We start from the raw sequence: 12,448 nt of genomic DNA, 5'->3' as shown, positions 1-12,448 counted from the left end.
TCAGACTTCCTTCTTCAGCGTGTCCGACATCCGCAGCGCAAGCGCCGCGATCGTCAGCGTCACGTTCACCGTACCGACGGTCGGCATCGTCGAGCTGCTCGAGATGAACAGGTTCGGATGGTCGAACGTGCGGCAGTCCTTGTCGACGACCGAGTCGCGTGCATCCGCGCCCATGATCGTCGCGCCCGTGATGTGATTGTTCGGCGCGAACTCGTCGTTGAAGACGACTTCGGTGCCGCCCAGCACCTTCGCGGCCGTCGCGTAGACCTCGCGCGTGTGCACGGCGCCGCGCTTCACGTAGTCGTCGATCGCATACGTGATCTCGGGGCGCGGGATGCCGATCGCGTCGGTGGCCGTCTTGCTCGGCACGATGCGGTTCTCGGGTTGCGGCAGGATTTCGTGGAAGCAGTCGAACTGCACGTAGCGCGCGGAACGGTCGCGGATCTGCGCGTCGAGCTCCTCGGGCTTCATCAGCTTGCCGCCCTTGAAGATCTTCTGCGTTTCCTGGTTGATGCGCGACATGTTCGACAGGTGGATCTTCTTCGCGGCTTCGGTCGCGCGGAACGGGCCGTCGCGGAAACCGATCAGCGACGTCATCTCCTGCGGGCCGCGGCCCGGCCACAGCTTCTCGTTCGCGTAGAACGACACGCCGGTGCCCGGGTGGTCCATCAGGTTGCGGCCGACCATGTCCGAGCTGTTCGCGACGCCGTTCGGGAAATCGCGGTTCGCGGACATCAGCAGGATCTTCGGCGTCTCGATGCCGTTCGCGGCGATCACGAAGTACTTGCCTTCGACACGATGGTCGGCGCCCGTCTTGTCCTTGTAGACCGCGGCGGTGATGCGCTTGTCCGGCCCGGTCTCGAGCTTGTAGACGACCGCGCTGTCGATCAGTTTCGCGCCGGCCTGCTCGGCCTTCTCGACGTGCACGATGCCGTTGTACATCGCGCCGATCGGGCAGATCGGCATGCAGTTGTTGTTCCCGCAACAAGTCGGCCGGCCGTCGTACGGGCGGCTGTTGCGCGCGACCGGCTCGGTCACCACGTGGAACTTCGGGTCATAGCCGTTGAGCGCGCTCTTGATCGTCTGCTCGTTGAACGACAACGGCAGCGGCGGCATCGGATACGGCTCCTTGCGCGGCGAGTACAGGTCTTCCTCGGGGCCCGGGCCCCACACGCCGAGTTCCTCTTCGGCGCGCTGGTAGTAATGCTCGATATCGTCGTACTGGATCGGCCAGTCGCGGCCGACGCCGTACACGGTCTTCATCTTGAAGTCGTTCGGGATGAAGCGCCACGCCGACGCGGCCCAGTGCCACGTCGTGCCGCCCACCGCGCGGATGTACTGCGAGTTGAACTTGTGCTCGCCCTTCAGGACCAGGTAGTCGTTCGGCGGGCCGTATTCAGGATGCGGCGCCCACGCGCTCGACGGGTACGGCGCCATGAAATCGGTCTTGTCGACCTGGTTGCGGAAGCGCTCGACGATTTCCCAGCGCGGCATGCGCGGGCCGGCTTCCAGCAGGATCACGGACTTGCCCGCCAGCGCGAGCTGGTGAGCGACGATCGCGCCTGCGACACCCGACCCGACGACGACGACGTCGGCCTTTTGCGTATCGGTATCGGCCATCAGGCTTGCCTCTCGATCGGTTTTTCGGCCCAGAAGCCGGGTTTGTTGGGGCAATACGACGGGATCACGAGCGTATCGGAGACGACGCTGAACATTAATGCTTCTTCGTAGGTAATCACGACGTTGTCGACGATGCCGAGATACCACGCTTCAAGAATCTTCAGCGCGAGTGCTTCCTGGTCGGGATTCAGCGAGCCGGACGCGAGTGCGCCGGCGAGTTGCGGCAGGCTGTCGGCCGTCTTGAACGAGCCCTTCTGCAAGGCCTGCAGGAAGCGCTGGCCGAGCACGCGGCTCAGCCCCTTCTTGCCTGTCAATGCTTCGGAGAGCGTCATGAACGTATCGAGCGGCGCGGTGCCGGGATCGTCGGCCAGGGCCCGCAACGCCAGCGAGCCCGTGAGGCCCGCCGCCGTCAGCGCCAGTGCGCCCTGCAGCCATTGACGCCGTGTGATGCCAGTTACGGCTGCGTCGCCAGTGCGACGCGAGTGGGGAGTGTTGTCGTTGTGCATGTTTCCTTCTCTCGAACACCGGATTCGGGAAAACCACGCTTGATATTTCTCAAACATTGGCGCGGACCTGAAATGTACGCGCACAAATCGGATCGAACAATCTTTTTATAGTCCATTAAATGTTCCGCAATCCGAGACAATCGACATTTCGCTGCAATTTTGTATCGTCGACGCGACAAATCTGCGGCACGAACGTGCGTGTGTCACGGGCCGGTGACATCCTGCCGGATGCGTTTCGCCCGCGTGGCGGTCGGTTAGAATCCCGTGCAATCAAACAGAAAGCTTCCCTCCGAGGGCGATCGAGCGATGAAGCAGCACGACAAACAGAACAAAGCAAAACGAACCGACCACACCACCCGGCTGCTCTGGCGCATCGGCGCCGTCGCGGCGCTCGGCGGCGCCACCGCGCTGTCGCTGCATGCGGGCGCGGCGCGCACGGTGAGCGTGTCGCCGCAAGGCACCGTCACCGAAGTCCGGCAGTCGGTCGTCAAGTTCGACGAACCGATGGTCGCGTTCGGCTCGGCCTCCGCGCCGAATCCCGCGCGCGTCACCTGCAACGATTCCACGGCCGCGCGCGGCCAGGGTCACTGGCTCGACGACAAGACCTGGGTTTACGATTTCGAAAACGACCTGCCGCCCGGCGTGCGCTGCTCGGTCGCGCTCAACGACACGTTGCGCTCGGTCGCCGGCAATGCGGCCAGCGGCCCGCGCCGCTTCACGTTCCAGACAGGCGGCCCGTTCCCGGTGAACGTCCGCCCCGGCTCGCGCGAGATCGAGGAACGGCAGATGTTCGTGCTGAAGCTGAACGGCCCGGCCGAACCGCGCTCGGCGCTCGCGAACATCTGGTGTGAAGCGGCCGGCATCGGCAACCGCATTCCCGTCACGGCCGCCGACGACGATGCGCGCAACGCACTGCTCGATCATTTCGGGCTGAAGAAAGATGCCGCGCGCGTGCTGACGCTGTCGTGCGCGCAAGCGCTGCCGGCAAGCGCAAAGATGCAGCTCGTGTACGGCAAGGGCGTCACGAGCCCGAGTGGCATCCCGAACGAAACGGAACGGCGCTTCGATTTCACCGTGCGCGCACCGTTCGCCGCAAGCTTCTCGTGCGAACGCGAAAACGCGAAGGCGCCCTGCACGCCGCTGCGCCCGCTCACGCTGTCGTTCAACGCGCCGATCTCGCGCAAGAACGCCGAGGCAATCAAGGTGCGCAGCCCTGACGGTTCGCTGTCGCCGACCTTCGCGGCCGACGACAAGAGCGAGGAAGTCACCACCGTCACGTTCAACCCGCCGCTGCCCGAACAGGCTGCCCTGACGATCGAATTGCCGTCGGGCCTGCGCGACGTGACCGACCGCTCGCTGTCCAACGCCGACCTGTTCCCGCTCGCGACGCGCACCGCGCCGATGCCGCCGCTCGCGAAGTTCTCGTCGGGCACCTTCGGGATCGTCGAGCGCTTTGCCGAACCCGATTCGCCCGCGCTCGTGCCCGTCACGCTGCGCAACGTCGAGGCCGACCTGCATATCGACGGCCTCAACACCCAGGGTGCGCAGTTCTCGAACCTGAAGGTCGACGACGACACCGCGATTCGCCAGTGGATGCGCACGGTCGACCGCTTCGACAACTGGTCGATGACGGCCGGCTCGATCGACCGCCAGATTCCCGGCCTGCTCGAACGCAAGGGCCAGCATCCTGTCTACGTGCCGCGCGAAGCCGGCGAGAAGGCGCCCGCGCCGAAGGATCGCCGCATCGACGTGCGCTCGCTGACGCTGCTCAAGGGCCAGCCCGGCGTGCAGGCGCTGACGCTGCCGAAGGCGGACCCGAAGGCGCTGCGCCCGTTCGAAGTCGTCGGCGTGCCGATCGACAAGCCCGGCTTCTACGTGCTCGAACTCGCGTCGCCCGCGCTCGGCCGCTCGCTGCTCGCGAAGCCGTCGAGCATGTACGTGCGCACCACGGTGCTCGTCACCAACCTCGCCGTGCACCTGAAACAGGGCCGTGAGAACAACCTCGTGTGGGTCACGACGCTCGACAAGGGCAAGCCCGTGCCGAACGCGCAGATCCGCGTGTCGGACTGCAACGGCGACGAGATCGCATCCGGCAAGACCGATGCACAGGGCCTGCTGAAGATCGACGGCGCGTTCGAATCGAAGCGCGCATGCAGCTCGTCCGATTCGGAGCAACGCTTCGACGACTACTTCGTGTCGGCCCGCGTGAACGATCCGAAGACGGGCCCCGACATGGCGTTCGTCAGCTCGGGCTGGAACCGCGGGATCGAATCGTGGCGCTTCAATGTGCCGACCGACACCGACAGCGCACGGACCGTGCGCGCGCATACGGTATTCGACCGCACGCTGCTGCGCGCCGGCGAAACCGTGTCGATGAAGCATTTCATCCGTGCCGAAACGCTGCAGAGCCTCGCGTTCCCGGCGCAATACCCGACGCGCGTGACGATCCGCCATCTCGGCACGGGCCAGACCTACAAGCTGCCGCTCACGTGGGCGGCCGACCACAGCGCGGACACGCAATTCACGCTGCCGGCCGCCGCGAAGCTCGGCGAATACAGCGTCGAACTCGAAGGCGGCCCGGAAGACGCACCGACCGCCACCTATTACAGCGGCAGCTTCCGCGTCGAGGCATTCCGCCTGCCGGTGCTGAAGGGATCGATCGGCGCGCGCGACGCGCAGAAGAGCCCGCTCGTCGCCGTGAAGGAAGCGCCGCTCGCGGTGCAGATCGACTACGTGTCGGGCGGCGGCGCATCGAACCTGCCGGTGCAGGTGTCGGCGCTGATGAAGTGGGCCTCGCCGCCGTTCGCGGATCGCTTCGAGGATTTCAGCTTCACGCCGTATCGCGCCGACAAGAGCGACGGCAATGCCGACGACGATTCGCAGGACGGCGACAACGCATCGGCGTCGAACAACGATCCCGACGCAACGAAATTGATCGCCGACAAGCTGCCGCTGACGCTCGACCGCAACGGTGCGGGCTCGGTCACGCTGAAGGGCCTGCCCGACGTCGATGCACCGAAGCGCATCGCGCTCGAAGCGACGTTCGCCGACCCGAACGGCGAAGTGCAGACGATTCGCGGCGACACGATCCTGTGGCCGGCCGCGGTGGTGGCCGGCATCAAGGCGGGCCGCTGGGTATCGGTCGGCCAGCGCGTGCCCGTGCAGGCACTGGCGGTCGACCTGCAAGGCAAGCCGCGCGCGTCCGTGCCGATCGAGATCAAGGGCGTCGCGCACATCACGACGTCGTCGCGCAAGCGGATGGTCGGCGGCTTCTACGCGTACGACAACAAGAGCGACACGCGCGACCTCGGCGTGCTGTGCTCGGGCAAGACCGACGACAAGGGCCGCATGGCCTGCGACGCGACGCTCGAACAGGCCGGCAACGTGCAGCTGATCGCGGTGGCCAAGGACGGCGACGGCCGCACGTCGAATGCCTCGACGTCGGTATGGGTCACGCGCGAGGATGAACTCTGGTTCGGCGGCGACAACACCGACCGGATCGACGTGATCCCGGAGAAAACCTCGTACGAACCGGGCGAAACCGCCCGCTTCCAGGTGCGCATGCCGTTCCGCTACGCGACCGCGCTGGTGGCGGTCGAACGCGGCGGCGTGATGGAAACGCACATCGTCGAGCTGAACGGCAAGAACCCGACGGTCGACCTGAAGGTCGACGAATCGTGGGGGCCGAACGTCTACGTGTCGGTGCTCGCGCTGCGCGGCCGGATTCGCGAAGTGCCGTGGTATTCGTTCTTCACGTGGGGCTGGAAGGCACCGGTCGAATGGGCGCGCGCGTTCTGGCGCGAAGGCCGGCACTATGAAGCGCCGACCGCGTTCGTCGACCTGTCGAAGCCCGCGTTCCGCTACGGGCTCGGCGAGATCAAGGTCGGCACGGGCGTGCACCGCCTCGGCGTGACCGTGACGACCGACGCGACCCGCTACACGGTGCGCAGCAAGGCGCAGGCGCACGTGAAGGTTACGCTGCCGAACGGCCAGCCCGCGCCGGCCGGCACGCAGATCGCGGTCGCGGCCGTCGACGAGGCGCTGCTCGAACTGATGCCTAACAACAGCTGGGACCTGCTCGACGCGATGCTGCGGCGACGCGCGTACGGCGTCGAGACGGCCACCGCGCAGATGGAAATCGTGGGCCGCCGCCACTTCGGCCGCAAGGCCGTGCCGGCCGGCGGCGGCGGCGGCAGCGCGCCGACGCGCGAGCTGTTCGACACGCTGCTGCTGTGGAATCCGCGCGTGACGCTGGACGCGAACGGCAGCGCGACCGTCGAGGTGCCGCTGAACGACGCGCTCACGCGCTTCCGGATCGTCGCGATCGCGGCGGTCGGCCCCGACCGCTTCGGCACCGGCAGCACGTCGATCCGCAGCACGCAGGATCTGCAGCTGATTTCCGGCCTGCCGCCGCTCGTGCGCGAAGGCGACGCGTTCCGCGCGCAGGTCACGCTGCGCAACACGACCGACCGCGCGATGCAGGTCGTCGTGACGCCGCGCGTGACCGGCGTCGAGGTCGCACCGCAAACCATTTCGCTCGCGGCCAATACGGCAACCGAAGTCGCATGGACGATCACCGTGCCCGAGCAGGCGCTCGACGCGGCCGGCGCGCTGAACTGGCGCATCGAAGCGGCCGAGCAAGGCGGCAAGCGCGCGGCCGACGCGCTGGCGGTCGCGCAGAAGGTCGTGCCCGCGCTGCCGGTCACGGTCCAGCAGGCGACCCTCGCGCAAGTCGACGGCACGCTGACGGTGCCGGTGGCCTCCCCGGCCGGCGCCGCGAACAACGCGCAAGGCTTGCCGCGCGGCGGCATCGCCGTGTCGCTGCAGTCGAAGCTCGCCGATGGCCTGCCCGGCGTGAAGCGCTGGTTCGAGCGCTATCCGTACCGCTGCCTCGAACAGCAGACGTCGCGCGCGATCGGCCTGCGCGATCCGGCGCAATGGCAGGCGCTGATCGCACGCATGCCCGTCTATCTCGACAGCGACGGGCTCGCGAGCTACTTCCCGCCGTCGTCCGACGATTCGCATGCCGGCAGCGCGACGCTGTCGTCGTACCTGCTCGTGGTGTCCGACGAGGCAAGCCGTCTCGACCCGCGCTTCGCGCTGCCGGAAGACCTGCGCACGCAGCTCGAGGCCGGGCTCGCGCGCTTCGTCGACGGTCGCCTCGAGCGCAACACCTGGGCGCCGCGCCAGGATCGCGACCTGCGCAAGCTCGCCGCGATCGAGGCGCTGTCGCGCTACGGCGCCGCGCAGGGCCGCATGCTCGGCTCGATCGAGATCGCGCCGAACCAGTGGCCGACGTCGGCGGTGATCGACTATCACGCGATCCTGACGCGCGTGAAGGACATCCCGCAACGCGACGAGAAACGCGCGCAGGTCGAACAGATCCTGCGGGCACGCCTCACGTACCAGGGCACGCAGCTCGTGTTCTCGACCGCGCGCGACGACGACCTGTGGTGGCTGATGACCAGCAACGAGACCAACGCGGCACGTCTGGCGCTCGAATTCGCGGGCGACCCGGCGTGGAAGGACGAGATGCCGCGCGTGACGGCCGGCCTGCTCGCGCTGCAGCGCCAGGGCGCATGGCAGACCACGACGTCGAACGCGCTCGGCCTGCTCGCGGTCGAGCGCTTCTCGCGCACCTACGAGAGCACGCCGGTTGCCGGCGCGACGAAGGTCGCGCTCGGCGGCGCCGAGCGCACGATCTCGTGGTCGCAGGCACCGGCTCCCGCGCCCGCCGACACGGCTGCGTCGGCCACCCCGGCCACCCGCGCCGCCGCGGCCCGCAGCGTGATGCTGCCGTGGCCGCGCGCGTCGCAGGCGCCCGCCACGCTGTCCGTCACGCAGGACGGCACGGGCCGCCCGTGGGCCACGATCGAAAGCCTCGCGGCCGTGCCGCTGCGTTCGCCGTTCGCGGCCGGCTACCGGATCACGAAGACCGTCACGCCCGTGTCGCCCGCCGTCAAGGGCGTGCTGACGCGCGGCGACGTCGTGCGCGTGCATCTCGACATCGATGCGCAGAGCGACATGACGTGGGTCGTCGTCAACGATCCGGTTCCGGCCGGTTCGACGATCCTCGGTTCGGGCCTCGGCCGCGACTCCGAAGCCGCGACCCAGGGCGAGAAGACGCCGGACGGCGCGTGGCCGGCGTTCATCGAGCGCGACTTCGACGGCTACCGCGCGTACTACGACTACCTGCCGAAGGGCAAATTCTCGGTCGAGTACACGGTGCGGCTGAACAACGTCGGCACGTTCGGGCTGCCGCCCACACGTGTCGAGGCGCTGTACGCGCCGTCCGTGTACGGCCTGTGGCCGAACCCGCCGGTGACCGTGAAGCCGGCCGACGCAGGCAAGTAACGAGTAAGCGATGATCGATCTGGTATTGCCGCGGCCGGCGCGTTTCGCCGGCCGCGTATTCATCGCCATCGTGCTGGCCGCACCGCTCGTCGCGCATGCGCTGCCGAGCTACGACGAAGTGCGCCGCAACTGGCGCAGCTCCGACTGGGTGCTGCTCGCGCGCGACGGCACGCCGCTGCAGCGCACGCGTGTCGACCTGACCGAACGACGCGGCGACTGGGTGTCGCTCGCCGACGTGTCGCCCGCGTTTCGCGAGGCGATCGTCGTATCGGAAGACAAGCGCTTCTATGAACACAGCGGCGTCGACTGGCGCGGGATCGCCGGCGCCGCATGGGGCAACCTGTGGAACGAGCGCACGCGCGGCGCATCGACCGTCACGATGCAGCTCGCCGGGCTGCTCAGCGATTCGCCGCGCCGCTCGGGCCAGCGCTCGCTGCCGCAGAAGGCGTCGCAGGCGGTCAACGCGCTGCTGCTCGAACGCGGCTGGCGCAAGGACCAGGTGCTCGAGGCGTACCTGAACCTCGTGCCGTTCCGCGGTGAGACGATCGGCCTCGCCGCGCTGTCGCAGGTGCTGTTCGGCAAGGCGCCGTCGGGCCTCGACGCCCGCGAAGCCGCGATCGCGGCCGCGCTCGTGCGCGCGCCCAACGCAACGCCCGCGAAAGTCGCCGAGCGCGCGTGCCGGATCCTGCGCGACATGCACGCCGAACAGGCCTGCGCGTCGCTCGACGGCTACGTGCAGCTCGTCACCGCACGCCCGGCCAGCGCCGCGCGCGACGACGGTGCCGCCCTCGCCCCGCATTTCGCGCGACGCATCGCGGCCGAGGTCCGGCCGGTTGCCGGCGCGCAGGTGCGCACGACGCTGGATGCTTCGCTGCAGCGCTTCGCGCGCGACACGCTGATGCGCGCGCTGACCGAACTCAACGCGCCCGCGCACCGGCGCAACGTGCAGGACGGCGCGGTCGTCGTGATCGACAACGCAACCGGCGAGATTCGCGCCTGGGTCGGATCGTCCGGCGCGCTGTCGAGCGCGCGCGACGTCGATGCCGTGCTCGCGCCGCGCCAGGCCGGCTCGACGCTCAAGCCGTTCCTGTATGCGCAGGCAATCGACGAGAAACGGCTGACGGCCGCGTCGCTGCTCGACGATGCGCCGATCAACCTCGCCACCGGCGGCGGCCTGTACATTCCGCAGAACTACGACAAGGACTTCAAGGGCTGGGTGAGCGTGCGCAGCGCGCTCGGCGGCTCGCTGAACGTGCCGGCGGTGCGCACGCTCGTGCTCGTCACGCCGCACCGCTTCGCGCGCACGCTGACCGCGCTCGGCCTGCCGCTTGCGCAGGAAGGCGACTACTACGGCTTCAGTCTCGCGCTCGGCAGTGCGGACGTCACGCTGCTGTCGCTGACCAACGCATATCGCGCGCTCGCGAACGGCGGCGTTGCCCGCAAGGCCATCGACCGGCCCGCGCCGGCACCGGCATCCGGCGCAGTGGCCGCTGCGCAAGCGGACGCCGGCACGCGCGTGTTCAGCGAGGCGGCCAGCTTCGTCGTGACCGACATCCTCTCCGACAACAACGCGCGCGTGCGCACGTTCGGCTTCGACAATCCGCTCGCGACGCGCTTCTTCTCGGCGGTCAAGACCGGCACGAGCAAGGACATGCGCGACAACTGGACCGTCGGTTTCACGTCGCGCTATACGGTCGGCGTGTGGGTCGGCAATGCGGACGGCTCGCCGATGTGGGACGTGTCGGGTGTCACGGGCGCGTCGCCGGTGTGGTCGGCCGTCGTCGGCTATCTGCACCGCGACCAGCCGAGCCGTGCGCCGCGCGCGCCGGCGGGCGTCGAGACGCGCCGCATCACGTTCGAACGCGATATCGAACCGTCACGCAACGAGTGGTTCATCGCGGGAACGGCGGTCGACACGATCCGGCTCGCCGCCCCCGTCACGCCGGGCAAGGACGGTGCACGCGCGCCGCTGACGATCGGGACGCCGACCGACGGCACGATCTTCGCGATCGATCCGGACATTCCGCCGAAGAACCAGCGGATCTGGTTCGAGCGCTCGGCCGGGCGCGCGACGAAGTTCGCGTGGCGGCTCGACGACAAGGTGATCGGGCATGCCGATCGCATCGCGTGGATGCCGTGGCCGGGCCGGCACCGGCTCGAACTCGTCGACGCGCGCGGCAATGTGGCCGATGCGATCAGCTTCGAGGTACGCGGCGCGTTCGCGAAGGCGGCCGCGCGCAAGCCCTGAGTGCGTGAGTGCGTGAGTGCGTGAGCCGGCGTTACTCGCCGGCCGCATTTGCCTTCCGCGGCTTCGACCAGCAGCCTGCCGTATGCAGCGCATTCGTACGCGGTTCTTTCGAGGCCCTGAAGACGCGCGTGCAGATGGTCGTGAAGCACGTTGCGTGGTCGACGCGCAATCCATTGTGTGTCGTGATGGATTGGGTCGACAATATCGAGCACGCGATGCATTCGGACACCGACGACAAACCGACGCAGGCCGATTCCGGAGTCGACAAGAATGACAACCGAAACCGAGGGGAAGCTGCTCCAGTACGGCGTACAGATCGTCCCGCTCTTCCTGGGACTGTATTCGGGCGATGCGCTGTGGGATGCCTATCTGCATGGCGGCATCCAGGAGTGTCACCAGGCTCGAATGCGCCCCATGACGTGCTGGTGGATCACGCCGGATATGGGCGAGCACTATCAGAGGCTGTTCACCGGCCATTGGCACACGCTCGTGCTCAGCGTCGTACTGAGCCTGTTGCTCGCCTACGTGATGGCGCCGGCCCGTCCGCCGCGCACCTGACGCCCGCTACCGGCAAAGCCGGGCGGCGCACGACACGCTCGACGGCAGGCCGCCCCCGGTCACAAGCGGCGCAAACGGGCAAGCAGCGCCCCGATTCGCGACCTAGAATGTGAACGGCACCGCATCTTCGGCGCCGACCGGTTGCCCCACTCCCCTCAAGGCCCGCGACCATGAACCATCGCCCCAGGCGCTTCATCCGCCCCGCGCTGGGCACGCTCTGCCTCGCCACCCTCGCGACGCTTCAGGCGTGCAACGGCGATGCCTGCTTCGGCGTGGATGTCTGCTTCAACAACAACACGCAGACCGTCGCAATCTCGGGCACTGCCGCGACGGGCGACGCGCTCGCCAGTGCGCAGGTGACGGTCAGCTGCGCGGCGGGCTCGGCGACCACGCTGACGGACGGCGGCGGCAACTACCGCGTGGCGGTCAATGCCGCACTGCCGTGCGTGATCACCGTGACGTCGGGCGGCACGAGCCTGCATTCGCTTGCTTACGCGGGCGGCACGTTCAATACGACGCCGGAGACCGAGCTGATGCTGGTCTATCTCGCCGCCCAGCTCGGCACGAACACGGCCACATTGATCGGCAATTTCCAGGGGAATACGCGCTACCAGCAGGCGATGAACAGCTCGAACACCGTACAGGCCGCCCAATCGGCCGTAGTGACGAACCTGCAGCAGCGCTATTCGGTCACGCTCGCGGCACCGGCATTCCTGACCACGTCGTTCACGGTCGGGCAACCGGGTGTCGACAGCGATCTCGTCGCACTCGCGAAAGCCGGCGCGATCGACTCGAACGGGATGCCGGATCCGGTCGCCATTTCGCTGCTGACGCAGGCGGGGTCGGCCCATCCGTTGTAAACAACGGTCACGGAATCAATGCCCGCAAGAAATGATCGCCCCGAATCACAAGCCGAACCGTCAACGCTGCCGTCATGATTAAACTCGGCCACGCGGGCGGATATTCCCCGTCGATTGCCCGGCAATCCTGCACGCATATTCCCCACCAATCGTTTGAAACTCATCCTGAGCCCCCGTTTTCCGCGCCGAAACCGATATATTTCATCCCCCCTTTAATCGTCACGCGCTTGCCCATTACATTCGAAACCAGACCGCCGAAGGCGATTTCGATAACCTGAAGACGTCGACATAGAGCATATTCG

6 protein-coding genes are annotated in these 12,448 nt (G+C 67.7%); 4 read left to right on the top strand and 2 right to left on the bottom strand.

Features of this window, described 5'->3' with window-relative positions; genetic code table 11:
• Both BCO18175_RS15880 and BCO18175_RS15875 read right to left on the bottom strand, forming a co-directional pair.
• Entirely contained in the window at positions 1-1,620 is a 1,620-nt protein-coding gene (locus BCO18175_RS15880; RefSeq protein WP_174916495.1) for a GMC family oxidoreductase, read from the bottom strand.
• Positions 1,620-2,126: a sugar dehydrogenase complex small subunit gene (locus tag BCO18175_RS15875; protein WP_041493268.1), complete on the bottom strand. Its 507-nt coding sequence runs from the start codon at positions 2,124-2,126 to the stop codon at positions 1,620-1,622. Before BCO18175_RS15875 ends, BCO18175_RS15880 begins: the two co-directional genes overlap by 1 nt.
• Before the next feature lie 306 nt (positions 2,127-2,432).
• On the opposite strand from BCO18175_RS15875, the gene BCO18175_RS15870 reads away from it, so the two are divergent.
• From BCO18175_RS15870 to BCO18175_RS15855, 4 genes are all read left to right on the top strand, one after another.
• Positions 2,433-8,480, top strand: coding sequence for an alpha-2-macroglobulin family protein (locus tag BCO18175_RS15870; protein WP_174982324.1), 6,048 nt, complete (start codon positions 2,433-2,435; stop codon positions 8,478-8,480).
• Positions 8,481-8,490: 10 nt separating this feature from the next.
• The gene (gene pbpC, locus BCO18175_RS15865) at positions 8,491-10,728 is read left to right on the top strand and encodes a penicillin-binding protein 1C (protein WP_174982322.1); all 2,238 of its coding nucleotides are present in this window, start codon (positions 8,491-8,493) and stop codon (positions 10,726-10,728) included.
• 270 nt (positions 10,729-10,998) lie between these two features.
• A complete protein-coding gene (locus BCO18175_RS15860) occupies positions 10,999-11,286 on the top strand; it encodes a hypothetical protein (protein WP_174982320.1) in 288 nt (95 codons plus the stop codon).
• Between the two features lie 170 nt (positions 11,287-11,456).
• Positions 11,457-12,146: a hypothetical protein gene (locus tag BCO18175_RS15855; protein WP_174982318.1), complete on the top strand. Its 690-nt coding sequence runs from the start codon at positions 11,457-11,459 to the stop codon at positions 12,144-12,146.
• The last annotated feature ends 302 nt before the right edge of the window (positions 12,147-12,448 follow it).

Origin of the sequence: Burkholderia lata (assembly GCF_902499335.1) — a bacterium.
GTDB classification, from domain to species: domain Bacteria; phylum Pseudomonadota; class Gammaproteobacteria; order Burkholderiales; family Burkholderiaceae; genus Burkholderia; species Burkholderia lata_B.
This window is presented reverse-complemented; position numbering and strand designations above follow the sequence as displayed.